This window comes from Streptomyces sp. NPDC006655, from assembly GCF_040703965.1.
Classification (GTDB): Bacteria; Actinomycetota; Actinomycetes; order Streptomycetales; family Streptomycetaceae; genus Streptomyces.
In genome coordinates, this window is sequence record NZ_JBEYJU010000023.1 from 38,766 (window position 1) to 64,940 (window position 26,175).

Annotated in this window: 24 protein-coding genes, 1 pseudogene and 1 riboswitch; of the genes and pseudogenes, 7 read left to right on the forward strand and 18 right to left on the reverse strand. The window is 70.3% G+C overall.

The annotated features are described in order from the left end of the window. Positions 1-12: 12 nt before the first annotated feature. The 5 genes from AB0958_RS15915 to AB0958_RS15935 all read right to left on the reverse strand — a co-directional run bounded on the left by AB0958_RS15915 (position 13) and on the right by AB0958_RS15935 (position 3,883). Positions 13-408, reverse strand: a complete 396-nt coding sequence (locus AB0958_RS15915) for a DUF2267 domain-containing protein (RefSeq protein ID WP_366891017.1) — start codon at positions 406-408, stop codon at positions 13-15. A 98-nt stretch (positions 409-506) separates the two neighbouring features. Next, positions 507-938, reverse strand: a complete 432-nt coding sequence (locus AB0958_RS15920) for an Hsp20/alpha crystallin family protein (protein WP_366891018.1) — start codon at positions 936-938, stop codon at positions 507-509. Positions 939-1,097: 159 nt separating this feature from the next. Further along, positions 1,098-2,294 (reverse strand): permease, encoded by a 1,197-nt coding sequence (locus AB0958_RS15925; RefSeq protein WP_366891019.1) that lies wholly within the window; start codon positions 2,292-2,294, stop codon positions 1,098-1,100. Positions 2,295-2,410: 116 nt separating this feature from the next. Further along, positions 2,411-3,334, reverse strand: coding sequence for a hypothetical protein (locus tag AB0958_RS15930; RefSeq protein WP_366891020.1), 924 nt, complete (start codon positions 3,332-3,334; stop codon positions 2,411-2,413). A 102-nt stretch (positions 3,335-3,436) separates the two neighbouring features. Next, positions 3,437-3,883: a hypothetical protein gene (locus AB0958_RS15935; RefSeq protein ID WP_366891021.1), complete on the reverse strand. Its 447-nt coding sequence runs from the start codon at positions 3,881-3,883 to the stop codon at positions 3,437-3,439. A 133-nt stretch (positions 3,884-4,016) separates the two neighbouring features. On the opposite strand from AB0958_RS15935, the gene AB0958_RS15940 reads away from it, so the two are divergent. Beyond that, complete coding sequence (locus tag AB0958_RS15940; protein WP_366891022.1) at positions 4,017-5,039, forward strand: LLM class flavin-dependent oxidoreductase; 1,023 nt, start codon at positions 4,017-4,019, stop codon at positions 5,037-5,039. 553 nt (positions 5,040-5,592) lie between these two features. Here the strand turns inward: AB0958_RS15940 and AB0958_RS15945 are convergent. Together AB0958_RS15945 and AB0958_RS15950 are read right to left on the reverse strand one after the other, a co-directional pair. Beyond that, a complete protein-coding gene (locus AB0958_RS15945; protein ID WP_366891023.1) occupies positions 5,593-6,915 on the reverse strand; it encodes an MFS transporter in 1,323 nt (440 codons plus the stop codon). Positions 6,916-7,504: 589 nt separating this feature from the next. After that, a complete protein-coding gene (locus tag AB0958_RS15950; protein WP_366891024.1) occupies positions 7,505-8,206 on the reverse strand; it encodes a class I SAM-dependent methyltransferase in 702 nt (233 codons plus the stop codon). A gap of 437 nt (positions 8,207-8,643) precedes the next feature. On the opposite strand from AB0958_RS15950, the gene AB0958_RS15955 reads away from it, so the two are divergent. Then, positions 8,644-8,871 (forward strand): peptidoglycan-binding domain-containing protein, encoded by a 228-nt coding sequence (locus tag AB0958_RS15955; RefSeq protein ID WP_366891025.1) that lies wholly within the window; start codon positions 8,644-8,646, stop codon positions 8,869-8,871. Positions 8,872-8,961: 90 nt separating this feature from the next. On the opposite strand, the gene AB0958_RS15960 is transcribed toward AB0958_RS15955, so the two are convergent. Beyond that, positions 8,962-10,476 carry a sialidase family protein gene (locus AB0958_RS15960; protein ID WP_366891026.1) on the reverse strand — a complete coding sequence of 505 codons (1,515 nt, stop codon included), beginning with the start codon at positions 10,474-10,476 and terminating at the stop codon, positions 8,962-8,964. A 341-nt stretch (positions 10,477-10,817) separates the two neighbouring features. On the opposite strand from AB0958_RS15960, the gene AB0958_RS15965 reads away from it, so the two are divergent. Then, positions 10,818-11,903, forward strand: a complete 1,086-nt coding sequence (locus AB0958_RS15965) for a S8 family peptidase (protein ID WP_366891027.1) — start codon at positions 10,818-10,820, stop codon at positions 11,901-11,903. 71 nt (positions 11,904-11,974) lie between these two features. Here AB0958_RS15965 and AB0958_RS15970 read toward each other — a convergent pair whose 3' ends face one another. The 10 genes and pseudogenes from AB0958_RS15970 to AB0958_RS16015 all read right to left on the reverse strand — a co-directional run bounded on the left by AB0958_RS15970 (position 11,975) and on the right by AB0958_RS16015 (position 21,442). Next, positions 11,975-13,198, reverse strand: a complete 1,224-nt coding sequence (locus tag AB0958_RS15970) for an MFS transporter (RefSeq protein WP_366891028.1) — start codon at positions 13,196-13,198, stop codon at positions 11,975-11,977. Positions 13,199-13,212: 14 nt separating this feature from the next. Further along, positions 13,213-13,290 (reverse strand): annotated as a pseudogene (locus tag AB0958_RS15975) (fluoride efflux transporter CrcB); the annotation flags it as partial. A gap of 86 nt (positions 13,291-13,376) precedes the next feature. Continuing rightward, entirely contained in the window at positions 13,377-14,678 is a 1,302-nt protein-coding gene (locus AB0958_RS15980; RefSeq protein ID WP_366891029.1) for a divalent metal cation transporter, read from the reverse strand. Continuing rightward, positions 14,675-16,021 (reverse strand): CBS domain-containing protein, encoded by a 1,347-nt coding sequence (locus AB0958_RS15985; protein WP_366891030.1) that lies wholly within the window; start codon positions 16,019-16,021, stop codon positions 14,675-14,677. The genes AB0958_RS15980 and AB0958_RS15985 overlap by 4 nt, the downstream gene beginning before the upstream one ends. A 317-nt stretch (positions 16,022-16,338) precedes the next feature. Next, positions 16,339-16,510: riboswitch (M-box (ykoK) riboswitch) on the reverse strand. Between the two features lie 478 nt (positions 16,511-16,988). Further along, positions 16,989-17,348 (reverse strand): rodlin, encoded by a 360-nt coding sequence (locus tag AB0958_RS15990; protein ID WP_366891031.1) that lies wholly within the window; start codon positions 17,346-17,348, stop codon positions 16,989-16,991. A 343-nt stretch (positions 17,349-17,691) separates the two neighbouring features. After that, positions 17,692-17,862 (reverse strand): hydrophobic protein, encoded by a 171-nt coding sequence (locus AB0958_RS15995; protein WP_366891032.1) that lies wholly within the window; start codon positions 17,860-17,862, stop codon positions 17,692-17,694. Positions 17,863-18,045: 183 nt separating this feature from the next. Beyond that, positions 18,046-18,381 carry a hypothetical protein gene (locus AB0958_RS16000; protein ID WP_366891033.1) on the reverse strand — a complete coding sequence of 112 codons (336 nt, stop codon included), beginning with the start codon at positions 18,379-18,381 and terminating at the stop codon, positions 18,046-18,048. A gap of 89 nt (positions 18,382-18,470) precedes the next feature. Beyond that, on the reverse strand, positions 18,471-19,226 hold the full coding sequence (locus tag AB0958_RS16005; RefSeq protein WP_366891034.1) for an ASCH domain-containing protein: 756 nt from the start codon (positions 19,224-19,226) through the stop codon (positions 18,471-18,473). A 150-nt stretch (positions 19,227-19,376) separates the two neighbouring features. Then, positions 19,377-20,348, reverse strand: a complete 972-nt coding sequence (locus AB0958_RS16010) for an alpha/beta hydrolase (RefSeq protein WP_366891035.1) — start codon at positions 20,346-20,348, stop codon at positions 19,377-19,379. 389 nt (positions 20,349-20,737) lie between these two features. After that, a complete protein-coding gene (locus tag AB0958_RS16015) occupies positions 20,738-21,442 on the reverse strand; it encodes an SDR family oxidoreductase (RefSeq protein ID WP_366891036.1) in 705 nt (234 codons plus the stop codon). A gap of 79 nt (positions 21,443-21,521) precedes the next feature. Between AB0958_RS16015 and AB0958_RS16020 the strand changes: the two genes are divergently transcribed. From AB0958_RS16020 to AB0958_RS16035, 4 genes are all read left to right on the forward strand, one after another. Next, complete coding sequence (locus tag AB0958_RS16020) at positions 21,522-21,872, forward strand: helix-turn-helix domain-containing protein (RefSeq protein ID WP_366891037.1); 351 nt, start codon at positions 21,522-21,524, stop codon at positions 21,870-21,872. 279 nt (positions 21,873-22,151) lie between these two features. Further along, complete coding sequence (locus AB0958_RS16025) at positions 22,152-23,819, forward strand: hypothetical protein (protein WP_366891038.1); 1,668 nt, start codon at positions 22,152-22,154, stop codon at positions 23,817-23,819. 82 nt (positions 23,820-23,901) lie between these two features. Continuing rightward, a complete protein-coding gene (locus AB0958_RS16030; protein ID WP_366891039.1) occupies positions 23,902-25,539 on the forward strand; it encodes an AMP-binding protein in 1,638 nt (545 codons plus the stop codon). Further along, complete coding sequence (locus AB0958_RS16035; protein ID WP_366891040.1) at positions 25,536-26,135, forward strand: GNAT family protein; 600 nt, start codon at positions 25,536-25,538, stop codon at positions 26,133-26,135. The genes AB0958_RS16030 and AB0958_RS16035 overlap by 4 nt, the downstream gene beginning before the upstream one ends. The last annotated feature ends 40 nt before the right edge of the window (positions 26,136-26,175 follow it).

Consider the following 26,175-nt stretch of genomic DNA (forward strand, 5'->3'; position numbering starts at 1 on the left):
CGGGGTGGGTGGTCAGGTGGGCTGAGGGCGGCCGAAGAGCAGGTCGTAGCCGGAGGGGAGCTGGAGCAGGATCTGTTGGAGCAGGCCCTCGCCGACGGCGTCGGCGACTGTGGACAGGACGGCGCTGACGTCCCAGGCCGCGGTCTGTTCGGTGGCGCCCTCGATCCAGGCCGCGGTTGCCCGCACGAACCGCTCCGGGGACAGCGGCTCGGCGCTCTGCAACGGGTTCAGCAGGATCAGGGCGAAGCCTTCCGGCAGACGCGCCGCCAGCTGGGCTCTCACCTCGCCGAGCACATGCGCTCCCAACAGGGCGAGCACCACGCGAGTCGCACGCTCGGCTTCCTGCAGGGTGGGGTATTCGCCGCGTTCCTTCACGTGGTCGAGGAACGCCTCTCGTCGCACGGTCACGTCGGCAACCTCCCTTTTCGGCACCCGGATCGCGGAGGACGGGCCGGGGTGGGAGATCGATCGCCCGTCCTCCGCCGCCGAGCCTCGGCGGCCCCGGCTCAGCCGGAGATCTCCTTACGGCCGGATCCGACACCGATGGTGACCTTGCGGGGCTTGGCGCGCTCCGCGATCGGAATGCGCACGGTGAGCACGCCCGCGTCGTAGTCGGCCTGGATGTGCTCGGTGTCCAGCGTGTCGGCCAGCACCAGCTGGCGGGAGAAGACGCCCAGCGGCCGCTCCGACAGTTCCGTCTGCACATCGTGGGCCTTCGCCGTGGGCCGGCGCTCGGCCTTGACGGTCAGCATGTTCCGTTCGACGTCGATGTCGATCGCGTCCGCGCTGACACCGGGGATGTCGAAGGCCACCACATAGGTGTCGCCCGCGCGGTAGGCGTCCATCGGCATCGGGGACAGCCGGGACCAGGAGCCGGTGCCCACCGGATGCTGCGCCAGCCGGTCGAGCTCACGGAAGGGGTCAGTGCGCATCAACATCGGAAAACACCTCCAGAGGGTTCTGACCTGTTGCTGCCAATGCGCCTCACGGAAACCGTTGTACCACGTCATCCTTTGGATGACAATCGACGCGTCATCCAAGCGTTGACAAATGGGGGGTGCCCATGCCTCGCCGGCCGCCAGGCCGCTGAACGCCGCCTACCTGCGCGGTCCTCCCGCCGTGTGGCGCCCGTGGTGCATGGGGTCGGCGTGGTCATGGCCGGTGTCGGGTGAGCCGCCCATCATGCGGAGCATGGCCATGCCGCCGGTGCGCCAGAAGCGCACCAGCAGCACCCCTGCCAGGAGGAGGAAGGCGATGTTGAGCCAGGTGGTGTAGTTCCAGCTGAGGCCTTCCATGGGGACCTTCGCGTCGGCCTGGTCAGGGATGAGGCCGAGCCCGCCGAAGACGAACTCCACGATGTATCCGGCGATGACCATCGCCAGGTAGAAGGTGCCGAGGAGGAAGGCGGCCGTCTTGGCGCCGTAGTACTTCCGGTAGATGTTGAGGATCGGCAGGATCAGCAGGTCGGCGAAGATGAACGCCACCACGCCGCCGAAACTGATGCCCCCCTTCCACAGCACCACCGCCAGCGGCACGTTGCCGATGGAGCACACGAACGAGGCGATCGCCACCAGCGGGCCGACGACGGGCCCCCACAGCTTGGCGGCGAGCGGGTGGCCCTCGAAGAAGAAGGTGTGCCAGAACGAGTCCGGGACCCAGGCGGCGATCGCGCCGGCGATGAGCAGCCCGACGACCAGGTCACGAAGGATCGCCGCCCATTCCATGACGAATACGTGGCTGGTGGCGGTGAAGCCGTCGCGGGAGAGGAGCCGGCGGATGAAGGAGCCTTGGCGCTGTACGGACATGTCCATCGCGGCGTGGCCCTCCATCGACCCGGCAAGCCCCTGTTCTGCCTGCTCGCGAGCCTGACGCAGGAGCCTGTCGCGCAGGAACAGCCTGAACAGGACCGCCAGCAGGATGATCATGATGGGGCCGCCGACGAATTCGGCGGCGGTGAACTGCCAGCCCATCAGCAGCGCGAGGATGACGCCGAGTTCGACGACGAGGTTGGTGGAGGCGATCTCGAAGGCCATCGCGGCGGTGAAGTTCGCACCCTTGCGGAACAGCGAGCGGGCCAGCGCCACCGCGGCGTAGGAGCAGGACGAGGACGCCGCGCCCAGGCCGGCGGCGACGGCAAGGGTGCGGGGGCGGTCGTCGCCGAGCAGGGAGACGACGGTGGACTTGCGGACCACGGCCTGGACGACGGCGGACAGGGTGAAGCCCAGGATCAGGGCCCAGGTGATCTCCCAGGTCATGGAGCCGGTGATCGACAGTGCGTGCAATACGGCGTGCATCTGAAAAGCCTTCCTCGCACGAAACGGCGTACGCCCCAAGGACGCGGGGTGAGGGGGCGGGTGTGGCGGCCGGGTGCGGGGCGCCGCCGCAAGCAAGGGCGGCGCCCCGCTCGCGGTCAGCCCACGCGCAGGGTCAGGGCGGCGGTGTGGAGTGTCCCGCCGGTCCGGAACTGCAGGAACAGCCGCCAGTTGCCGGAGGTGGGCAGCTCGGCGTGGAAGGCGAGGTCCGGGCCACCGTGGTCGCCGGTCACCTTGGTGGTGGGGTGGAGGTGGGCGAAGGCGGCGTCGCCTTCGTGGAAGGCGGTCAGGTGGGCGTAGGTGTCCAGGTAGGGCTGGAGGTCGGTGACGGGCTTGCCGTCCCTGGCGAGGGAGACGGTCAACGGGTGCGCCGTCTCAGCCATGAGTTCGCCCTTGACGGTGACGGTGTACCCGTCGACCTGGGTGCTGGTGGAGGGGGCGGGCAGCGGGGTGTCGGTCGCGGTTCCGGGCACGGTGACGGTGCGCGAGAGCACGAAGTCCTTGCCCTTGCCGGGCCCGCCCCCGGGCGTGAAGGAGGCGAACAGGCGCCAGGATCCCGGGGTGAGGGAGGCCAGATCAGCGGTCCAGGTGCCGTCGGCGGCCATGGCGGGGTGGATGTGCTGGAAGCCGGTCAGGTCGGAGCGGATGGCGTAGAAGTGCATCCGCTTGGTCTGGTCGAGGGCGAAGCCGGTGACCGCCTTGCCGTCCGGGCCCGTGACCGTGAACCGGTAAGGGGTCCGCTTGCCGGACGGCAGGGTCGCCTCCTCGGAGGTGAGGCGGTAGCCGTCCTGAGTGTCGGACAGGCCGTTGCCGGAGGCCATGTGGTCCATGCCGGGCATGTCGCCCATCGCTTGCGGCGCGCCGGCCGAGGAGGAGGCGGAGGACTTGCCGCCGTGGCCCGTGCCGGGCATGGACGAGGAGTCGCCGGAGGAGCCGCAGGCGGCAAGCGTCAGCGCGAGAGCGGCTGCGGCGCCGGCCCCGAGGGTGCGGCGGCGGACGGTGAGACGGGAGGAGGTGGCCATCGAGGTGAGTCTTTCCGGGTGGCGCGCCACACCGGTGGCGCGCGGAGACGAACAGGACGCGGTGCCGGCTCCGGCCCAGGGCCGGGATCCGGTGCGTGTCTGTCACGTCCGCGCGATGCACACCTGAAGCAGAAGATCTCGCCCGCCGCCCGGCGGCCCGCGCCGCCCCGTCCCGCCGACTGCCGCCCGCAGGCGGGCCGGCGACCACGCGGCGAGCACTGCGGCGCCTGCCACGCCGAGCAGGCCGGGAGCCGGCAGGGGGGTCCGCTCGTGCGCCGCGGTCGACACGCACTGCGTCCCCGACATCCCGGAGGCGTCGGCGGCCCGGACAGCGGGGCCGGTGCCGTGCGCGGCGGGCGTACGAGTCGCGAGGAGTGCGGCGGGGTCGTGAGCGCCGGTCATCGGCGAGGCCGCCCTCGTGGACATGGCGCCGTGGCAACCCTCTGCGGCCGCGGCCGGGGCGCCATGCATGAGGAACAGGCCGAACAGCACCGCGCACAGCGCCGACAGCCGGGCGACGCCCCGCCTGCCCGCATGTCCACTGCCCACGTTCCGTCCCTCTTCGCCCCATCGTTCGGCGTGCCGCCTGGACCGCCCACCCCACCATACCGGGGCGGGGTATGCAAGGGTGGGTCGCCGCCCGGCGGCGGAATGAACACGTTCGCCCATTGTTGAAAGCGGTATGAAAAAGATCGGGTTCCTGTCCTTCGGACACTGGGCGCCATCGCCGCACTCCGCGACACGCACGGCATCGGACTCGCTGCTGCAAGCGATCGACCTCGCCGTCGCCGCGGAGGAGCTGGGCGTGGACGGCGCCTACTTCCGGGTCCACCACTTCGCACGGCAGCACGCCTCACCGTTCCCGCTCCTCGCCGCCATCGGCGCGCGCACCAGCCGGATCGAGATCGGTACGGGGGTGATCGACATGCGCTACGAGAACCCGATGTACATGGCGGAGGACGCGGGCGCGGCCGACCTGATCTCGGGCGGCCGGCTCCAGCTCGGCCTCAGCCGGGGCTCACCGGAGCAGGTGATCGACGGCTGGCGGCACTTCGGTCACCGGCCGCCGGAGGGCGGAACCGACGCCGACCTGGCGCGCGCCCACACCGAGGAACTGCTCCAGGTGCTGAAGGGCGAGGGATTCGCCGAGCCCGACCCCCGGCCGATGTTCGCCAACCCACCGGGGCTGCTTCGCATCGAACCGCACTCCGAGGGCCTGCGAGAGCGCATCTGGTGGGGTTCCGGCTCGAACGCGACCGCGGTCTGGGCCGCCGGGCTCGGGATGAACATGCAGAGCTCGACTCTCAAGGACGACGAGAGCGGTGAGCCGCTCCATGTCCAGCAACGCAAGCAGATCGAGGCGTACCACGACGCCTGGCGAGCCGCGGGCCACAGCCGCACACCCAGGGTGTCGGTCAGCCGCAGCATCTTCCCGCTCGTCGACGACCGGGACCGCGCGTACTTCGGCCGCGACCGCGACTCCACGGACCAGATCGGCTACATCGACGCCCACACACGGAGCGTCTTCGGCCGCTCCTACGCCGCCGAACCCGACGCACTCGTCAAGCTGCTCGCCGAGGACGAGGCCATCGCCGCCGCCGACACCGTGCTGCTCACGGTGCCCAACCAGCTCGGCGTCGACTACAACGCGCACATCCTCGACGGCATCCTGACCCACGTGGCACCCGAACTCGGCTGGCGCTGACGACCAGGACAGCGGCAGACGGCACCCAGCCGGACGGAGACCCGCACCGACTCCGGTCGAACCAGTCCGGCTGGGACCGTGCTGCCAGGAAGCCGGACGGCGCCGGGGACGCCCGACGGGAGGCAGGCCGGGCTCGCCGTTCAGCGCGGTGAGTTCCGCTCGCACCCGGTCCGCCGTGGCATGCCTGCCGAACCGTGCGAGGTGTTCCTCGATCACCTCCCTGCTGCGCCGCCCGCTGAAGCCGTCGAGCATGTCCTCCCCGCACTCGACGCCGTGGCCGGCGAAGAGCCGTCGCCACAGTGCCCGGCTCCTGGGTTCGGAGTCGATCAGTGTGCCGTCGAGGTCCAAGAGGGCGGCTCTCGCCGTGGCGGCTGTGCCGACGTCACCGTGGACGGGCATGCGGCTCCTCGGGGCGTCTTCGGCTCCGGGAGGGTTCCGGAGCCGGGTGCGCACTCGGTTTCGTGTCTGGTCCGGTGCGGCCTGTGTGCCCGGTCCTGGGGTGCCGCTCGCCACGTGGACAAGAGGGCGCCGCCGAGGGGTTCGAGGAGGATCTTCACGAGTGGCCCTTCCCCGAGGAGTCCGAGGGGACGTCCGACGGGACGGCGTCCGGTGGAGTGCCGGCGGGGCCGGAGGGAGCGTTCCGGGCCCTGGCCGGTGCCGGGCCATCCCACCGGGTACGGCAGCCCGTCAGCAGGAGACGGCCCACTGCCGCGGCGGCGACCTGGCAGGCGGCGGTGCCCAGGACCAGCGGAACAGCGCCCAGGCCGCTGAGCGCGCCGGCCGTGGCCGCCCCGGCGGCGGCGAACGTGCTCTTGAGCCCGGCGCCGAGGGTGAAGACCTGGGTGCGGACGGCCGCAGGCGCGTACCGTTCGCGGCTGGCCAGCAGCGCACTGAACAGAGGGCCGGTACAGAAGCCGGCGGCGGCGAACAAGGCCGTGACCACCAGGACATGGCCCGACCAGGGCACGGCCGCGAGTGGGACAGCCGTACCCGAAAGGCCCCACAGGACCACCCGTTCCGGCCGTTCCTCGCCCACGGGGCGGTACGCGTAGCTCAGTGAGCCGGCCAGGGCGCCCACGGCGAACGCGGTCATGAGGCCGCCCGTCGCCCACGGAGCGTCGTACCGGCGGGCGAGCAGCACGCTCACGACGGGCAGCGCCCCGACGCCCAGCTGGCCCACGCTGCTGGCCCAGGTGACCGACCGGAGCGGGCGGTCCCGGACGAGTACGGCCGCCCCGCTCAGCAGGTCGGTGGGCCGGGCCCGGCGCGGCCGCGTACCGGACCTGGGGGGCAGCCGCAGCGCGAACAGCAGCAGGCCGCCCGCGGTAGCTCCGGCGCCCAGCACGGTCAGGGCGGGGCCGGCACCCGTCGCCGTGCCCAGGGCGGCGGCGGCAGCGGGCCCGCAGATGCCGGCCATGTTGTAGGAGACCGCATCGACGCTGAACGCCCGGGTGAGCCGGTCCTTGGGCAGCAGTTCCCCGAGCAGACTGGTCAGTCCACCGGTGAGGAGGGGGGCGACGCATCCCGCGGCGGCGGCCAGGACGAGGACCACGAGGTCGCCGGCCCTGCCCACCAGGGCGGCGAGCACGGCGAGGGCGACGCCGTACAGGGCGACTCCGCCGCCGTGCAGGAGGCGGCGCCGTCTCACCGAGTCGGCCAGGGCTCCGGCCACCGGCGCCGCCGCGACGTGCGGGACCATCAGGGCGGCCACGAGCGCGCCGCCCAGTGCCGGGCTGTCGGCACGCTGCACGGCCAGCATGACGAGCGCGACGCGGGCTCCCTCGTCGGCCGTGCGGGCCAGGGCGGCGGCGGTGAGGTAGAGGGGCAGTGTGGCCGGGCCGCCCGTGCGCGGTGCGGAGCCGGTGACGTCGCTCATGGGCGCGGGACGTGCTGCCGGCGCGTCGTCTCCATCACCGTTCACTCCTGACGGCTCGCCGGTTGCCGAGGGCTGAGAATGAGGCGACTTTCCCATCCGGGCAGAAAAACGGATGAGCCGCCACGGGCCCCCTCCAGGCGTTCAATGAACCGGCACGACAGGCTAGCCCGTTGATGTCATTTGAACGGTCACCTTGCCTTCTGTCAAACAACCTCACGCACAGGCCAACGGTCCCGATTTCCCTTCCTCGGGCACGTCAAGCCCGATTCCCGGAGAGTGGCCTGATCGCGACGACAGGCCATTGAGCGCCCTTGCGGCGACGCGTCAACCGTCCGCTCTCATCGGGCCTTTGCAGCGACCCTTGCAGCTCAACTGCGTACTGCACCCGTCGACCGTCCGAATGGAGTGATGTGCGCCACATGCCATCAGCGTGCAGAACTGGCCATCCCCTCCTCTGCCGACGCCGGACAATCAAGAGCGCGGGAAAAAAGCCCATCCGGCTGGCCAATTGAATAACCAGCCTTCTTTAAGTGGCGATCCCCGGGCGGAGTCCACCCCGGATCTCGTCGCCGTCCTCGTCGTCCTCCGCTCAGAACGCGCGGAACTCCTCGAAGGAGGGCTCAAACGGAGCATCGGGCAAGCGGTAGGCCTTGCATCGGGCGCCGTTCTTGCCCTGCGGCCCGACGCCGACCGCATCGCCGGGGAATGCGTCGGGGATCACCGCCCATCCCAGGTTCTTTTCGTAGTACTGCACGGCGGTGTGCACCGACGGCCACCAGTCGTCGTCGATGACGATCAGCCCACCGGGCCGGACGATCTTGCGCAGGAAGTACAGGTCGACGAAGACTTCATGGAACCGGTGGCTGCCGTCCACGAAGGCGGCGTCCGCGACGAAGCCCCCGATCAGCAGTTGGGGAAGCACGAGAGAGGAAGGCGCGGCTACGAGCGTGGCGATCGTCTCGAGCCCCGCCGAGCACAGCAGGTCCCAGCCGACGTTCGAGAACTCGCGCTCCTGGAACGGATCGATGATGATGTGCCGGGGGTCGGGACGATCGATGGTGACCAGCGCCTCGCCGATCGCCAGCGCGGAACTGGCGTAGGCGAGACCGACCTCGACGACCGTCGCGGCTTTCTCGGCGATCAGGAGGTCGCGCAACTGGTCGCAGTGGCGCTCGGGCACCGTGACGGTCTCGAAGTCCGCCTCCGGATCGCGCGTGCGCGGCGGACCGTCCTCCACGAGCCGTCGGCGTACCTCTCGGACTTGCGCCGCACGTTCACCTGTCTTCGTCACCCTGGCGTCTCTTTCGCTGCGACAGCACCTCGGGCTTCACCATAAGCACGGAGGGGGATCTTCGATGCCCACGTCGGTCCCGGTACGGCTCGGACATGAGCGATACGGAGGGCATCCCTCTCTTTCGGCGCGGAGAGACAAGCAGATCCCCATGGTCAAAGGCGCGGCGCCGAGATCCGCTCGCAGTGCTACCGCACTTGGCAGACCGTGACCGGCAAGGACGCTGAGCGGACCGACGGGCGAGAACGTGCCTGAAGTCACCGACCGCTGAGGCAACGCGGACCGAGCGAACCCCGGGACAGACGGCTGTCCTGGGTTCCTACCGTTCCTGTGGGCTGCGGTCGCCGTGGTGCCGGTCGTCTCGGGGGCTCTTCAGGGTCGGGGGCCGGGGTTTCGGCGAAGGGGGTGCGGCGGCCCCCCCTCGCACCGGCCTACGCGTGCACGTACTACAGCGGCGACGCGCTGAGGTCTACGGCGACACGGGCCCACGGGTCCAGCAGGCGCAGCGTCTGCTGCCCCACTGCCGCTACCTGACCGTGAGCGACATCGACGGGAATTTCGGCGACCACACCCTGCAGGCGGTGCGGAGCTTCCAGTCGGATCACCACCTGACCGTCGACGGGAAGGTCGGCGTTCACACCTGGGCCGCGCTCTACGGCACCTGACCGCGGGCCCGCGCGGTCGCCGGTCCCGACGACGCGCCGGGGGAACAAGGGACCCGGGCCCCGGACACGAGTGTCCGGGGCCCACTGCGGTCAGGGGCTGTCCTCGCCGCCCTCGGTGCCGCCGTTGGCCAGCCACTGCAGGTAGGCGATCGCGGCGAGACGGGCCGAGAAGGCGTTGTCGCGGGCTGTGGCCGTCGTGACGGCGGTGGTGCCGGCGGTCGCGGTGAGGCCCGCCGCCGGTGTGTACATCGCCTCGTTGAAGGACGACCCGCTGGGGGCGGAGGCCACGGCGAACACGGGGTGCGCCGTGCCGCCGGAGAACGACGTCGAGATGTAGTCGCCGACCATGGTCCCCTGCGTGGTGCTCGCCAGCCAGGAGTGGGGCATCGGACCGGCCAGCTGGGTCGGCGTCGTCCAGGTGCTGCCGCCGTCGGTCGAGGAGACGTACCCGACGTCCAACTGGCAGGTCGCGGCGGTGCAGTTGGCGACCGGGTGGTAGTAGTACGTCAGCGCCAGGTGCGCTGTGCCGCCCGAGGTGGACGGGTCGACCGCGAGGCCGGGGATGAAGTGGTCGACGGTGCTCGTCGTCGCGTCGATCGGGATGCGGGTCACCGACGACCAGGTGGTGCCGTTGGTGGTCGTCGCCATGACGATGTCGTTGGAGGTGCAGGAGCCCCCGCTCGCGCGGAACCGGCAGTCCTGCCAGACGACGTACACCTTCCCGGCGGAGTCGATCTCGGCGGAGGGCAGCGGGCCGCTGCGCAGGTTGCCGCCCACGGTGAAGGAGCTGACGGTGGCGACGGTGGTGGCGCTCGTCCAGGAGCTGCCGCCGTTGGTGGAGGTGAAGGCGCGGATCGCGGTCTCCGAGGCGTTCGCGATCGGGACCACGACGGTACCGTTCGGCTGGACGACCGGCTGCCCGCCCAGGCCGGTGGCGTTGTTGCCGGTGTTCTTCGAGGCGCCCCAGGTGAGTCCGCCGTCCGAAGAGGTGGTCATCTTGATGCGGTCACTGTCGCCGTTGTTGTCGTACTCGGTGTAGCAGTTGCCGTAGAACGCGCTCGTGGTGGTGTTGTCGCAGACGATCCAGTTCTTGTCGAGGCTCGAACCGGTCGCGGTGACGACGGGGTTGCTCCAGGTCAGACCGCCGTCGGTCGAGCGGCTGGTGTACACCTCGGGCACGGCGACGGACGAGGTGATGGGGATGGAGGAGATCAGCCAGACGTTGTGCTTCGCGTCGTAGGTCACCGACGCGTCGCTGACCCTCTGGAAGGTGCCGCCCGCCTGGGTGGTGATCCCCGGCAGGAACCCCTTGGTCCAGGTGGCGCCGCCGTCCTTGGAGGTCGCGAAGCCGACGTTCGAGCCGCCGCCGTCGGTGAACCGGCCGACCTGGAAGGCGGAGACGATCGTCGAGCCGTAGGAGAAGGTGTCCGGTTCGACCTCGGTGGCGTGCTGGCTGGTGGAGTTGGTGTAGGGGTCGGCGCTGATCCGGGTCAGGGTGGGAGCCGCGGTCGCGGAGGTCGTGGTCAGGGCGAGCGCGCCGGCCGCGAGGGCCGCCGTCACCAGGCCGGGTCTCGCCAGGCGGTGGAGCAGGGACGCGAGGGACATGATCCGTTCCCTTTCGGAGAAGGGGCACGTCCGGCACCGCGCCGACGCAGAGCGGGGCGGGCGCACGCCTCGTACACGTCCGCGCCAGGAGGAGCGGGCGGAGCCCGGCCGGACCGAACATCGTGCAGGACGTGCTGCAGGACGCCGACACTCTGCTGGGATTAACATGCCCATGTCAACCTCGTCCGGTACAACACCATGCGAACCACGGGGAATTGACCAGCGCTTGACCCGCTCCGGGCGCCCGCGCCCCGGCTGTTTCCGCACGACCCTGCCGGAACCGCCCGCCCTCTGCGGTCGTCTTGTGCGCTGACTGTGCGCGAAGCAGGACGACGGGGGACGTGGTGAAGCGAAACGTGATGAAGACCGGTCTCATGGTGGTGACCATGGCGGCGGCGCTCGCGGCCTCGGCCTGTGGCCGGGAAGCCGGCGTGGCCTCCGGCGGAAGCGGCGGGACGATCCCCGCCCGCGGGTCGGGGCAGTCCGTGCCGGCGTCCACCGTGGGAACGCTGTCCGGTGTCGCGCAGGCCGCGGAGTCATCCGTCACCCGGCGCGTGCCATGGAACCTGGACGTTCTGGACCAGCGGTCGCGTCCCCTGAACGGGAGGTTCACCACCACCGCCACCGGCAAGGGCGTACACGTCTACGTGATCGACACCGGGCTGGACATCGGCCACAAGGAGTTCGGTGGACGCGCCCGTCTCGGCGCCGACTTCGTGGGCCCCAGGGACTCCGGTGACTGCTTCAGCGAGGCGGGAACGGGACACGGCACGTTCGTCGCGGGCATCATCGGCGGGGCCAGGTACGGGGTGGCGCCCGAGGCGGAGCTCGTACGGGTCCAGGGCATCCTGTGCGACAGCGAGGGCGGCGGCTCCCCGGCAGCAGCCGAGGCAGCCCTGGTGAAGTCGGTGAAGTGGGTCACCGCCCATGCCCGGAAGCCCGCGGTGGTGAACATGTCGCTCAACCTCGACCACCGTTCGGCGGCCCTGGAGTCCGCCGTGAAGAAGATGGTCGACGCCGGGATCCCGACGGTGGTGTCGGCCGGCAACTTCCACGACGACGCATGCGCACACTCACCGGCCGGCGTCCCCGGCACGATCGTCGTCGCGGCCTCCACCCCCGACGACCGCCCATGGAGCGACGGCGGCTCCTACGGATCGGGCTACGGGCGGTGCGTGGACCTGTACGCCCCCGGCCAGAAGGTGACCGCCGCCCTGGCCGGCGGCGGCACGACCACGGAGAACGACGGCGCCACGTCCTGGGCCGCGCCGCACGCGACCGGCGTGATCGCGCTGTACCTGTCGGCCCACCCGCACGCCACGGCCCACCAGGTCCACGTGTGGCTCGACCGCACGGCCACCCGTGGTGTCCTGCGCGGCATCCGCTCCGACACACCTGATCGGCTGCTCAACACCGGCGGCCTCTGACGACTCGGCCAGGCTGGTCGCCCTGCGCCCCGGCGGCGCGGGCCGCACCGGTGACGAGCCCCGCCGGTGTCTCAGCGCCGGTCGACTCGGGTGACGGCGAGCAGCACCAGAGCCAGCACCTGGATGGCGACGACGACCGTGATCAGCACCGGGATCGAGTAGCCGTACAGGCCACCGGTCAGCGCGCCACCGGCCAGGCTTGCCGCGCCGACCACACCCGCGAACAGCCCGTAGGCGGTGGCCCGGCGTCCGCTGGGCACCAGGTCGGCGACGGTGGCGCGCAGCGTGGACTCCTGGATCCCCGTCGCCGCGCCCCATACCAGCGACCCGGCCACCGCCACCGCGACCGTGTCGGTGAACGCCAGCGCCACCACCCCCGCCGTGAGGACGGGCAGGGCGACCAGCACCCGTGGGCCGTACCGGTCGTACAGCCAGCCCGTGGCCAGCGCCGCGACAGCGTCCACCGCCATCGCCGCCGCGTACAGCACCGGAACCCAGGCGGTGCTCAGCAGGTGCCGCTGGACCAGGTGGTAGGAGAGCACGCCGAAGGTGGCGAACCCGGTCGTGGTGGCCGCGGTGAAGGCGGCGTACGTCCAGAAGGCCCTCGGCAGACGCCCGCCCCGCGCGTCCGGTGCCGTGGGCGCCGAGGTTGCCGTCCCGCGCTCGTAGGCTTCCGGGTCCGGCATCCGGGCCCGGAGCCAGAACAGCAGCAGCAGTACGGCGATGCCCGGGACGGCGAGGACACCGAGCGCGGGGCCGTAGTCGCCGCCGGTCAGCGCGAGCACACCCGCCACCAGCAGCGGGCCGGCGATGGCCCCGATCTGGTCCAGCGCCTCGTGGACGGCGAAGCCGCGTCCTCGTCCCGTGGCCGCGGTGGCGTGCGAGAGGAGCGTGTCCTTCGCGGGCGAGCGCACCGCCTTGCCCACCCGTTCGGCGATCACCAGGACGCAGGCGGCCCACAGCACCCCGGCCACACCGAGCAGCGGCACCGAGGCGACCGTCAGGGCGTACCCGCCGATCGCCAGCCCCCAGAAGCGACGCGTCCGGTCCGCCAAGGGGCCGGAGACCAGCCGCAGCACCAGCGCCGCCGACTCCCCGGCACCGGTGACCACCCCGACGACGAGGGAGGACGCTCCCAGGGAGGCCAGCAGCGGGCCGGTGATCGAGCGGGCACCCTCGTACACGACGTCCGCGAGCAGACTGATCGTGCCGAACCACACCACGAACCGCCACGGCCCCATACGCCACGACGCCGGCTCCCGCGGGCCCCGAGCATCGGGCATCGGTCGGTTCACGCCCACAACACCTCCGCGAAGAACCCCGCCCCGTCCTCTGCCAGACGCAGCGTCTCGTACGAGAACGTCACGTACGTCGTCAACGCACCGCACGGCGGCCACGAGGTCGACCTGGGATGCGGAGCAGTCATGAAAAACGCCGATCTGCCGGGGGCTGCCGGGGAGGGAGGGCCGTCGGTCAACCGAGACCGATCCAGCCCAGGACCGTCTGGACGAGCAGGATCGTGGACATGGCCGCGACACCTACGACCACGACGGTGGCGGCGACCCGATAACGCGGGCTGTTCGCGGCTTCCCCCAGGACCGAGCGGCGGTTGGTCAGGACCAGGAGGTACACGAGGACGACGGGGCTGATCAGGCCCTGGAGGACCTGGGTGCCGATGAGCAATTGGATGACGTCGACCGGGGTCATCGCCACTGCGGCGCCGAGAACGATCTGGGCGGTGAACAGGCCCAGGAACAGCGGGGCGTCGCGGAAGCTGCGGGACACCGAGCGTTCCACACCGGCGGCCTCGCCCATGGCGTAGCTGGCAGAGAGCGGCACGACCGCACCGGCCAGCGCGGAGGCGCCGATCAGGCCGAGCGCGAAGAGGAGTTCGGCGTTCTGGCCGGCGACCGGCTTGAGGGCCTCGGCGGCCTGGGCGGCGGAGTCCAGCGGGCCGCTGCCGCCGATCGCCGAGGCCGTGGCGATGATGATGGTCAGGCTGATGACGCACGCGAACACCGCACCGATGACGGCGTCGGCTCGGATCAGCGGGTAGTCGGTGGGCTTGGCACCGCGGTCGACGACGCCGGCGGCGGCGTAGAACTGCATGTACGGGCTGACCGTCGTACCGATCAGCGCGACCGCCAGCAGAATGAAGCTCTTGTCCGGCTGCATGTGCGGGACGATCAGATGGTGTCCGACATCGGCCCAGTCGGGGTGGCCGAGGATCATGGCGATCGGGTAGGCGAAGAACGCCAACGACATGATGAGGAAGATGCGTTCGGCCCAGTGGTACGAGCCGAAGAGCACCAGGGCCCAGAGCAGGATCGCGGCGGGCGGGATCACCGCCCACTTGGGTGCGCCGAGAAGTTCGAACGCCGCGCCGATGCCCGCGAACTCGGAGACGACCAGGCCGGTGTTGGCCAGCAGCAGGCAGAAGACAGCGAGGGCTGTGAGGCGAAGGCTGAACTGTTCGCGGATCAGCGCGCCCAGGCCCTTGCCGGTGTGGGCGCCGAGGCGGACGGCCATCTCCTGCACCATCACCAGGGCGATGGTGACGAGCACCATGAAGAACAGGGTGCCGTAGGTGAACTGGGAGCCCGCGGAGGCGTACGTGGCGATGCCGGCGGCGTCGTTGCCGGCGTTGGCGGCGACCAGGCCGGGGCCTGCGATCGCCGCGATCACGGTGATGCGGCGCCAGCCGGTGCGGCGCGCGGGCGAGGGCGCGGGGGCCTGCGGAGCCGCGGGGGTGGCGGTGTCGAGGTCGCGGGTCACTGCAGGAACCTCCGGAAGTGCAGACGCCCGCGTTCGGGCAGCATCGCGTCGAGCAGGTCGTCGGCCAGGATCCGGCCGATCGGGCGGCCACTGTCGTCGACCACCAGGAGTGAGGAGGCGCGGGCGGCGACCAGCTGGTCGGCGGCCTCCGGCAGGGAGGTGTCGGCCTGCACGGTGGCCGGCGGCCCGAACTGCGCTCGCCAGGCGACCAGGTCGGCGATCGGGGTTCCGTCCTCGGCCACAGCCAGGTCGAACAGCGCGAGGTCGCACAGCAACCGGTCGCCCCCGTCCACGACGGCGACCGCGTCGATCTCGGTACGGTGCTCGGCCTGTTCGGCCAGCCGGGCACGCACCTCGGCGACGGTCTCGTCCCGGTGGGCGGTCAGCAGCAGAGTGGTCATGGCACCGCCCGCGGTGCCTTCCCGGTGGTTCAGCAGCCGGCGCAGCTCAGCCGCCTCGTCCTTCGGCATGCGGGTGAGCAGGGCCTCGCGCTCCTCGCCGGTGAGGTCGCGCAGGGCGTCGGTGGCCTCGTCCGGCTCCATCTCGTCCACGAGGCGGGCAGCGTGCTCCGGATGGGCCTCTCGGAGCAGGTTCTCCAGCTCGTGCGGTTCCATCTCCTCCAGTGCGTCCGCCGCCTGCTCCGGCTCCAGCCAGCCCAGCAGCTGCTGGCGCTCGGCGCGGCCGAGGTCTTCGAGGATGTCGGCCAGGTCGGCGGGGCGCAGCCGGTGGAGCGCCGTCCTGGAGGCGCGCAGCCGCACCTCCGGAGGTCCTTCGGTCGCCTGCTCGGCAAAGGGTGCGACCGCCTGCCAGTCCAGCACGCGTTCCGGTGTGGGACGGGCCTGCCAGCGGCGCGGGCCGAGTCGGCGCAGCAGGGTGGGCAGGGAGACGTCGACGCCGACCAGGACGACCTGGTCGACCAGGGGCGCCAGGTAGAGATCGGCGGCACGTGTGACCTGCACCCCGTCGACGTCGACCAGTTGATGGTCGAGCACGTCCTTGGCCAGCAGGACCTCGCCGGGCCGGCGGACGAAGTCGCGCAGGTCGACCCGCGCGGTCCGCAGCCGTACGTGCCCGGCGCTCACCTTGCCCAGGGCGTCGGCGGGCAGGAACGTGCGGCGCCGGCCGATGCGCAGGATCAGTCCGGTGACGGGCGGATACGGCTCGGTGCCGTAGAGCCGGGCGACGACATCGACGACGCGGCCGACCTCGTCGCCGGTCTGGTTGGTGGCCGGGCTGCCGATCAGGCCCGCGAGCGAGACCAGTGAGGTGCGGACCGCCTTGGAGGCGGTGGCCCGGCGCTCCAGTTGGACCCGGCGGTCCCGCAGACGGGCCGAGGTGGACATGAGCAGAGTGTGGGCAGCCAAGGTGAACACCCCCTTGCCCCGGTATGACGGGGCAACGGGCGACCCACGTCGGCAGCGCCCTTCCCGGGCAGGGGGCGTCGGCCACGCAGGGAGGCCGCCGCTCGACCCGACCAGGCCGGTGCACCTGGCGGATCAGGGAAGGACGGGCTGTCGCGGGCCGCGGAAGGACGGCGGGGACAACGCGGAGAAGGGCCGACTGTGACCCGGACTACTGTCCATGTCGCCTCCTCCCGGTCCCGGCCGCGCAACTGGGCGTCACGGCCACGCGGCAAAGGGCAGCCGGGACGAACGGTCCCGGTGCACCCCAACTCGTCAGAGCTTTGGCACTCCACGGCGTGATCCCACTGCGGGGAAGCCACCTGGGGTCACCCCTTGGGCCGGGGAGACCTGTCCTGATCCGGAGCGTCTCTCGACGGGTGGGATCAGTGGCCTGTGTCCGTGAAGACGCCTCACCGAACGAGGTGTCCTCTACATCCGCACCAAGAGTACGCCCGTCCCGGACCGGCTTGTGCCCCCATGACCAGCCCTTGACCTGCGCACTGAAGAACAGTCACCCAGGTCGGCGGGCAGGACGCCGTTCGTCACGAGCAACGCGCGCTCCCTGGAAACGGTGCCGCTCGGTCCTGTGGCCTGCTCGCGCGCCATGAGGACCCGGAGGAGGCCGCGCACCAGGCGCGAACGCGGCCGGGGGCAGCTGTGTCGACACCGTCGCCCTCACACCGCGTCAGGTGGCCGCGATGCGGTCGGTGCCGTGGGTGGCGAAGAAGGCCGCAGCCCGGTGCAGGAAGGCGGCGCAGGTGTCCCTGAGTCCGCCGTCGCCCTCCGCGGCCGCCGGCCGTGAACGGTCAGGCGTCCGTCACGGTGGGACGCGAAGGCCTCCGTGCGGTGAAGGTTCGACACCTCCACCCGCACGGGGGCCTTCGCCATGACTTCGTGATCAGTACGCCTAGCCCAGGAGATGCGACAGCGGCTCGTCGCCCTTCGCCTGGGTCGAGTTCTCGGTGCACTGCTGGTTCTGCGGCGCCGACAGGACCGGCACGTCCTGGAGCACGGAGACCGGCACGACGCCGACGACGGAAGCGGCGTCGACCTTGACCGGCACGCCGGCACAGAGCTGGTTCAGCGAGCCCTGCACCAGGGCCAGCTGCGGGCTCTTGGCCCCATCGGTCTTCGCGTTGCCGAATGCCGTCTCGGCGCCGTTGCCGCTGAGACTCGTCGTGCCACTGTCGTTGTCGGAGGCCATCGCCTGGGGAGCGATCCCGAACAGGCCGACTGCGAGCACTGCTGTGACGATCATGTTTTTCATGGTCCGTTCTTGCCCGGTCGAGGGAGCCACTGCCTCCCAAACTCGTCGACATCACCCGATCGATGGGGCGCGGGGCCCTGACCCTCGACAGATCCAGCTCCGTAACCTGAGCGTCGGAAGCCCACGCACAGCGGCCCCGCAGACAGGAGGAGCAGGGTTCCACTGCTGGGTCCGCGGGGCCGGTGCATCACTCACGTACCCTGCAATGCGTCCGATACGCCCCATCCATCCCGGCCGCTCACACAGAAGACCCCTTCTTGCGCGAGTGGGGCCCGGCCGTATTCGGCCGGGCCCCACTCATTCCTCGTCGGGTGGCGCGTGTCTCGCGCCGGGTCGTGTCCGTCTACCAGCGGTACCAGCGGCCCTTGCGGCCGCCGCTGTCCACCGTACGGACGACAAAGCCCAGCAGCCACACGACGAGCACGACCACCGCGATCCACCACAGTGCCTTCAGTGCGAAGCCCGCACCGAAGAGGATCAGAGCCAGCAGAAGAACGAGAAGCAGGGGAACCATCGTTATCAACCTCCTGGCCACCGCATGCCCTTACTTCAGCCCTACAAGCACGCAAAATATGAGTTACTTCCACGGGATGAAGGGCATGAGCGCGCCGCACGCCACGAAGGTGTCCCCCGTTTCTCGCGCCTCACGCACTGAACTGCTGTGGCGACCTGCGCTTCATCGTTCGGCGGTGTCGGGTCACTCAGCGTGCGCGACGGCCTCTCGCTGAAGCTGCACCGCCGCGAGCAGGCTCAGCGTCGGCTCCGCCTGACGCAGCGCCTTCACCGCGGCGACCGAGCCGACGTCTCCGGTGAAGCCGACGGCGGCCAACCGGGAGCGGACCCAACGGGCGCGCAGCAGGACCTCGGTGGCGGCGGCGGTGGACTCCACCAGTGCGGCGGCGCGTTCCAGGCCGGGGCGTTCCTCCGGCGAAGCCTGCGCCAGCGCCAGGCGCAGGGCAGCCGCGACCTCGTCTGTGTCCCGGATGGTCAGCACGAAGGTGTTCTTCCTGCCCAGAGCCGTGATACCTGTCATGGAGGTCAGCCTGATGGCCATGGCCGTGCGCGCCAAGCGACTTGAGGGACCTCAGAGGTGCGGCCCGGCCGGCGTTGGCGCACCCGCGGTCAAACGACGCCCGTCGTGTCGTTGATCCGGAAGGTGATGACGTCGACTTCGTCGGTTCCCGTCAGATCTGGGTAGTGGCCTTTGAGGGCTTCCCGGAGTTCGGCTGCGGTCGTCAGACCCTCAGCTTGGGCGTCCTGGTGGGTGAGGTCGTCGACCAGGCAGTGCCTGATGCCGGTCACCTCTGCCGACAGGACGACTTCAGGGTCGCTCTCGAACACCAGCCGTACCGGGCCGAGCTGCGCCGGGTCCCGGAAGCGGGTGGTCTTGATCTTGGCGCCGGAGCGGACGGCTTCGAGGTAGCGGGGGTTGAACCGAATGATCGGGGGGCCGGCCGTCTCGGGGTCCTGGTAGAGGGAGGGATCGAGACCGTTCATGCCCGCCTCCGCGGTCCATCGCTGAGCCAGCGGCATCAGGTCGGCGGCGAGAACGGATCTGAGCCCCGCGGGCGTGGGCACGATGACGCGCATGGTGGGGTAGTAGTCCACGAAGACCTGCCGATCGCGCCCGCACGGGCCGACGACCCCGCGCCCGTGGTTTCCCACGGCGACGATGCAGCGCATGTGGCGGGCCCCCTGGGCCCGCGCGGCTCCCAGAGCCACGAGTTCGGCGCAGGGTCCGCCGGTGAAGTGGTATAGGTTCACGCCGGCGAACATCCGGTAGTCGGCGGCCATGACCGCGGCGCCCATCGTGTGGACCCCGTCTTCGTCGGGCCCGGCGTCGGTGTGCGCGTCTATGGTGCGGCGTGCCAACTCCACGAGTTCACGCTCCTCATCATCGAGAACTCGTGCAGATGACGGGACGTACACCTTTTGACCTTCCCTTCCTTCAGCAGTCGCCCAAGAGCATTCCACACCGTGCAGGCGGGCTCCACAGGGTTACTGCTCGCCAAGGCGCTACGTCATCACTCAGGGGTGCAGCGCGCGTTGCAGTGCCTCGACGACGAGGGTGCGCGCGACCGTGGTCGCCCTGGAGTCGCGGAGGCTGTCGAGCATCAGGAAGTCGTGGACCGTTCCCAGCACTCGGACCGCGGTGACGTCCACTCCTGCCTCACGGAGCTTGGCGGCGTAGGCCTCGCCTTCGTCACGCAGTACGTCGGCCTCGTCGGTGATGACCAGTGTGGCGGGAAGGCCCCGGAGCTGCTCGATGTCGCCGCGCAGCGGCGAGGCATAGATCTCGGTGCGCTGCTTCGGGTCCGAGGTGTAGGCGTCCCAGAACCACTTCATCCCGTCGCGAGTGAGGTAGTAGCCGTCGGCGAACTGCTGGTAGGACGGAGTGTCGAAGTTCGCGTCGGTGACGGGGTACAGCAGCACCTGGGCAGCCAGGTGCACATCTCCGCGTTCCTTTGCCATCAGCGCGAAGACCGTCGACATGTTGCCGCCCACCGAATCGCCGCAGACCGCCATCCGTGAGGCGTCGAGGTTCTGTTCCCCGCCGTTTTGGAGTATCCACTTCCCTACCGCGTAGTTCTGCTCGATCTGAGTCGGGTACTTCGCCTCGGGCGCCCTGTCGTAGACGGGGAAGACCACCGCCGTGTCCGCTCCGACCGCCAGCTCGCGGATCAGCCGGTCGTGCGTCTTCTCGTCGCCGAACACCCAACCGGCGCCGTGGATGTACAGGACCACCGGGAGGGTTTTCATCGTCCCCCGGGGGCGGATGATACGCGTGCGGACGTTGCCGTGCTGCCCGGCGTCGATGGTCACCCAGTCCTCGTCCACCGCCGGTTTGGCCACCCCTTTCCCTTCCTGGAGACCGTCGAGAATCTCGCGGCCGTTCTCCGGGGGGACCTCGTAGATGCGCGGATGCGGCGACGTGGCCTCCGTCAGCTCCCGGGCGGAGGGTTCCAGGACTGGGGTTGCGACGGATCGAGAAGCGGGCATGGTGCGCCTCCTGCCTCACACGTAGCGGTACATGCGGCGGGCCCACCCACCTCCCATCGTCTCTCAGCGGTGCATCGGTGCAACCGCGGGGCAGGGGTGGCCGTACTTCCGTCTCTGCGCGGAGCGCCGCCGCATCCGAAACGGCCCGCCGCATACCGTCTCCGACACGGCGGCCTGGACCGGGGGTGGTCGGATCGTGCCGGCCGCGGACGACTCGCTGCGATTGCGGCCGGGCGCCGCTAACGGCATGACCGGCGCCTGTGCTACTCGTGCCTGACGCCGGTGCCTGTGCATGTGCCTGTGCCTGTGCCTGTGCCTGTGGCCACGCGGACCCGCAGCGGGCACCGCCACCGATTCATTCGGGGCCTCGGCGAGCGCCACCCCGGGCTTCAGGCGGACCTGTGGCGGGCGCCCCCCTCGATGTGGATCGTCTCGCCGGAGACGAAGCCCGCGCGCAGGAGCCACATCACCGCCTCGACGACGTCCTCGCTCTCACCGTGGCGCTTGACGAAGGTCGCCTCCGCGCTCCTGCCGAGCAGGGCGGTCTTCCTGTCACCGAGGCGGTCCCATGCGCCCGAGTCCACCACACCCGGCGACAGGGCATTGACCCGCACCGGTGCCAGATCCGCCGCCAGGTGGCGCGCGGCGAACTCGACCGCTCCGTTGGTGACACCCTTGACGAGCGATCCGGGCCCGGGGCGCCAGCCGACCACACCGGAGAACAGCACCATCGACCCGGTCGGCCGCAGGATCGGCGCGAAGTGCTTGGCCACCAGCATCGGGCCGACCACCTTCGCCGTGAACGCGGCCAGCAGCCTGTCACGGTCCAGGTCGACGGCGCGGACGTCGTGCGGCGCCGAACCGGTCGTCACGATGTGGTCGACCCCGTCCCTCAGCCGGTGCGCCGCGGCCGCGAGCGTCGACTCGTCCTGCAGGTCGACCTGTACCGCCGTGGCACCGATCTCACCCGCCAGCGCGTCGGCCGCGGTCAGGTCACGAGCACCGACGATCACGTCGTACCCGTCTCGCGCCGCACGCCTCGCGACGGCCGCGCCCAGCGCCCGTGCGCCCCCGATGACCAGGATCCGTTCCATGTGTTCCAACTCCTCTTCGTAGGACCGGACCTCACGGTATAGATTTGATACCGGTATCTTCAACGAAACTGGAGGAGCGATGGGCAAGGCGTACAACGTGATGGCGGCAACCTGTCCGAGCCGGACGGTGCTGCACCGCATCGGCGCCCGCTGGACGGTGTTCGTCATCAACGCCCTCGCCGACGGCCCCCGGCGCTTCACCGAACTCAAGGGGCACATCCGGGGCATCACCGCGAAGGCGCTGACCGAGACTCTGCGCTCCCTGGAAGCCGACGGTCTGATCAGCCGCCACGACTACGACGAGAACCCGCCCCGCGTGGAGTACGCCCTGACACCACTGGGCCACTCCCTGCTCGTCCCGTTGCGTGCCGTACGGCTCTGGGCCGAGGAGCATGTCCCGGACATCGAGGCGGCCCGCTCCCGCACGTGACCATCACCCGTGCGGTGACCTGCCGGCCGACCACGCGTCGGCGTGCCACTGGTTTGCCGCAACCGTAATGATCACGGCGTCGGAAACAAATAGCCGGGAACCCTGTCCCGGAAACAACCGTTCGTGTACTGTCATCGCCGGGCTCAGCGCAGGACCAAGCGTTTGGGGGGAAACGTGGTTCCGTTAGGACCTGGTGGCTCGTTACGTCCCGGCGACACTTTCACGGGCACAGAGAACACGACGAGCTTACTTCTCGCAGAACTCACCAGAAATGGAAGGTTGTCCTTCCGCCTCGCCTGTTCTCGGCTGACCGCCTGGGAGCACCTGCTCGTCCAGCACGTACTGGGCAGGCCGGACGTCGAGTTCGTCACGGAACCGGCGCCGCACGCCCCCGGCATCGTCCCCGTCACCCGGTCGGCACTCGCCGGTCTGTCCTTCTGGGCCCCGGGTGAACTGCCGGAACCAGGCGCCGAACGGCTGGGCAGCCTGCTGGTACCACCCGAGGTCCTCGACGTGGTCGCCGAGGAAGCCCGGGTGATCGAAGCCCGGGAGGCCGCCGAGCGGCACGAGGCCGACACCCTGCTGGACCGGTGGGAGACAAGCGGCGAACTCGACGGCCGGCTCGCCCAACTGGCCGACTGGGTGGAAAGGGTCGAGACGGTTTACATCCTGATCGGCCGGGACGTGTTCTCGAAATCCGACGCGGGAACGAACACCCTGACCCGAGAAAGACTCCTGGCGAATCTGAGGGAATGCCCTCCGAGCGACTGGCGTCCCACCGACAGGCTTTTCGTGGTACTGGCCTACTGCCTTTTCGTGAGCGGCCGTTCCGTGCGCTTCGAGGAATTCAACGGAAGTCAGCTTTCCGCCACCCGGCTCCGCGATTTCCTGCTGAACCGCTGCGCGCAGTACTGCGCCGCGCTGGGGCGCGAGCCGGACAACGCGCACGCACTCCCGTTGCTGGAGCTCGCGGAACTCGTCCGCACCCTGATGCACGAGGTCGACCGGACGCCGATGATGCGCTACCGGCGGATCAACGGGTTCACGTTCGTGAAGAACGAACGCCTCGTCGAGTTCCCCCTGCCGCGCGACCCGCAGATCATGCCCGACCTGATCGCCCAGCACGGCAAGCTCAACCTCGGGGTGTCCCCCTCCGGCCGGGTCCGGGGAGACCTGCGCGCGATGACCCTGGCCGCCACCGAGGTCGACGCGCAGGCCGCCCCCGGTGAGCAGAGCGCCATCGGCGAGCTGCTGGGCGCGATCGTCCTGTCGGCGATCCTGTGCACCGATGCCGACTACGGCATGAGCAGTTCCGTGCGTGATCTGGCGGGGCTGCGCGGGGCCGAGCCGGGCGGCCCCGACGGCGTGCTGACGCTGAAGAAGGGCGACTTCTTCTGCTGCTGCCTGCCGCACACGACCCGCATGTCCGAGGTAGGCGACGACACGACGCCGATCCTCTGGCGGTCCGCGCAGCGGATGATGTACAACCGGTGGCACTTCGCCCCTGGGGAGTTCGATCGCGCGGACATCCCGGAGAAGCGGCACTACTTCTTCCCGCCGCAGGTTCCCGACATCGCGGAGCACTCCGAGCACCACCACGGCGGTCACGTCGCCTCGCGCGTGCGCTACACGATCCGCGCGCCCGGCGCCCAGGTGTGGCACCCGCCCTTCACGGTCTTCGGTCACGGCTACCGGGGGTGCTACGACATCCGGCTGGTCCGGATGGAGGGGCCGCCGTTCACCATGACGGAACTCCTCGAAGCGGTACGGCACTGCTCCCTCGTCGACGAGATGTGGCGGACTCTCGCCCAGGGGCTCCAGGACGGCACCGTTCCCGTGCGCCCGGTGGGCGGCTTCGACAAGGTCTGGTACGAGTCACGCGGCTGGGAGCGACTGCGGCCCTACTCCCTCGCGACCCGTCATCTCGCGGGCGCACCCCCCGGATGACGGGGCCGTCGGCCCCGTCCTTTCCCACCGGCAGCGGCCGGGCGGCGCGCCCTCGCCCGGCCGATCCCCAGGAGGTCCCGTAGTGGCTGAGCAGAGCACCGGCCCCGGCTTGACCACGCCTCCGGACGTGGTGAGCACCATCGCTCTGACGCGGTGCCAGGACACCGCGCACCAGATCTGGTTCCGGGGGGAGGACGGCGTGCGCTCGCTCTCCCTGGCCGAACTGGACCGTGGGGCGGCCCGGGTGGCGTGCCGACTGCACGCCGCGGGTGTCCGGGCGCGGGACCGGATCGGGATCATGTCCCGGAACCGGATCGAGTGGGTGCTCCTCGACCTGGCCGCGGTCAAGCTCGGTGCGGTCGTCGCGGGTGTCGAGCCGGGCCGCTACGAGCCCGAGCAGGTGATCGCCGACTTCGGTCTCACCTTGCTCTTCACCGAGAACGAACCCGAGCGGGGCGCCGTACGGGACATCGGTGGCATCCGGGGATGGGCGCAGGACGAAGGGACCGACCCCTCGGCGCTGCCCGGCCGGGAGGCCTACGACCCGGCGGACGTCTTCGCGATCAAGCAGACCTCGGGAAGCACCGGTGTCCCGAAGGGCATCGAGGCGACGGTCGCCAGCGTGAACCGGTCGATGGCCGCCGTCCAGGAGATGTTCCACCACGGGGACGGGGACAACGTCCTGGTGTTCCTGCCCACGCGGTTCCTCCAGCAGCGTTACTGGATCTACTCGGCGCTGGTCAACGGACACGACGTCACCCTCGCCGACCGGGTCACCGTGTTCGAGGTGGCGCAGGCCGTCCACCCGACCGTGATCATGGGTGTGCCGGGTTTCTACGAGCAGGTGAAGGCACGTGTCGAGGCCGCCGGCGCCCCCGCCGACCCGGCCGCGCGCCGCGCTGCCGTCCAGGCCGAACTCGGGGGCGCCGTCCGCTACCTGTGGACGGGCTCGGCGCCCGCCGGGCGGTCCGTGCTGGACTTCTTCAACGACTGCGGTGTCCCGCTCTACGAGGGGTACGGCCTCAACGAGACCTGCATCGTCGCCAAGAACCACCCGGGGGCCGTCCGGGTGGGCAGCGTGGGCAAGGTGCTGCCGCACAAGCGGATCCGCTTCGACAGGGACGGCGTCCTGATCGTCGGCGGCCTCGACCCGGTGAACACCCACTACACCTGGTGCGGCCCGGGTGCCAACGAGAAGGTGTACCTGCCGACCGGCGAGGTCAAGACCTTCGACATCGGCCATGTCGACGAGGACGGCTTCCTCTACATCGACGGCCGGGTCGACGACATCGTCACCCTGAGCAGCGCCCTCAACATCCTGGTGCCCGCCGTGGAGGAGCGTCTGCGGGAGATACCGGAGATTCACGACTGCGCCGTGTTCGGTGACGGCAAGCCCTTCCTGACGGCTGTGGTGTCACCGGCCGCCCCGGACACCGACCCCAAGTCCCTGGCGGATGCGGTCAGCCGTCTGAACGAGCAACTGCGGTACGAGCAGAGGATCTACGCGGTCGTGGTGGCGGGCGAGCGGTTCTCCGTCGACAACGGTCTGCTGAACGCGCAGTTCAAGCTGGTGCGGGCCGAGATCGGCCGGGTTTTCGGCGAGGATCTCGATCTCGTCTACCAGAAGCACGCGGTGTACAACGACGGCTCCACGGACGGGGCCCCCGTCCTGGTGACGGCGGCGGTCGGCAGGCCGCGGACGCAGAAGGCGGAGGAATGATGAGCTGGGAGAAGCTGGCGAACACGGTGCTGTCCAACGACCGGGTGACGCTGCGGCGGGTACGGATCGGGGACGTCGAGGAGTTCTCGGACATCGCCTACGAGCCCGAGACCTGGGAGTACTTCGTCACGCGTGTCAGCTCGCCGGAGGATCTCCACGCGTTCGTGGAGACCGCGATCAAGGACACCCTGAACGGCAGCCGTATCGTCTTCGCCATCGTCGACAACGTCACCGGACGGATCGTCGGAAGCAGCGCGTACGGAAATCTCGCCGAGGCGGACCGGCGGATCGAGATCGGCTGGTCATGGGTCTGCGGGGCGGCCCGGGGCACGGGTGTGAACCGCGCCGCGAAGCTGGCACTGCTCGACCACGCGTTTACCGAACTCGGCTGCGAGCGCGTTGAGTTCAAGACGGACGTGCTCAACGCCCGCGCCCGGCGTGGGCTTTCCGGCATCGGCGCGACCGAGGAGGGCGTCCTGCGGAGCTTCAACTACATGCCCGGAGGCCGCCGCCGCGACGTCGTCTACTACAGCATCCTGCGCGACGAGTGGCCCGACGTGCGCCGCGAGCGCTTCGGCCAGGTCGACGCGGGCTGAACCGGCACCAGTCAGCAGCACTTCACAGGGGGGACGGACA

Excerpts from the sequence above, each read along its gene's own strand:
- AB0958_RS16035 (WP_366891040.1), top strand. The coding sequence starts at position 25,536 with ATGATGAGCTGGGAGAAGCTGGCGAACACGGTGCTGTCCAACGACCGG.
- AB0958_RS16010 (WP_366891035.1), bottom strand. The coding sequence starts at position 20,348 with ATGCCCGCTTCTCGATCCGTCGCAACCCCAGTCCTGGAACCCTCCGCC.
- AB0958_RS15920 (WP_366891018.1), bottom strand. The coding sequence starts at position 938 with ATGTTGATGCGCACTGACCCCTTCCGTGAGCTCGACCGGCTGGCGCAG.
- AB0958_RS15985 (WP_366891030.1), bottom strand. The coding sequence starts at position 16,021 with ATGTCCACCTCGGCCCGTCTGCGGGACCGCCGGGTCCAACTGGAGCGC.
- AB0958_RS15990 (WP_366891031.1), bottom strand. The coding sequence starts at position 17,348 with ATGAAAAACATGATCGTCACAGCAGTGCTCGCAGTCGGCCTGTTCGGG.
- AB0958_RS15940 (WP_366891022.1), top strand. The coding sequence starts at position 4,017 with ATGAAAAAGATCGGGTTCCTGTCCTTCGGACACTGGGCGCCATCGCCG.
- AB0958_RS15930 (WP_366891020.1), bottom strand. The coding sequence starts at position 3,334 with ATGGCCACCTCCTCCCGTCTCACCGTCCGCCGCCGCACCCTCGGGGCC.
- AB0958_RS15945 (WP_366891023.1), bottom strand. The coding sequence starts at position 6,915 with ATGAGCGACGTCACCGGCTCCGCACCGCGCACGGGCGGCCCGGCCACA.
- AB0958_RS16000 (WP_366891033.1), bottom strand. The coding sequence starts at position 18,381 with ATGACAGGTATCACGGCTCTGGGCAGGAAGAACACCTTCGTGCTGACC.
- AB0958_RS16020 (WP_366891037.1), top strand. The coding sequence starts at position 21,522 with ATGGGCAAGGCGTACAACGTGATGGCGGCAACCTGTCCGAGCCGGACG.
- AB0958_RS15995 (WP_366891032.1), bottom strand. The coding sequence starts at position 17,862 with ATGGTTCCCCTGCTTCTCGTTCTTCTGCTGGCTCTGATCCTCTTCGGT.
- AB0958_RS15960 (WP_366891026.1), bottom strand. The coding sequence starts at position 10,476 with ATGTCCCTCGCGTCCCTGCTCCACCGCCTGGCGAGACCCGGCCTGGTG.
- AB0958_RS16015 (WP_366891036.1), bottom strand. The coding sequence starts at position 21,442 with ATGGAACGGATCCTGGTCATCGGGGGCGCACGGGCGCTGGGCGCGGCC.
- AB0958_RS15925 (WP_366891019.1), bottom strand. The coding sequence starts at position 2,294 with ATGCACGCCGTATTGCACGCACTGTCGATCACCGGCTCCATGACCTGG.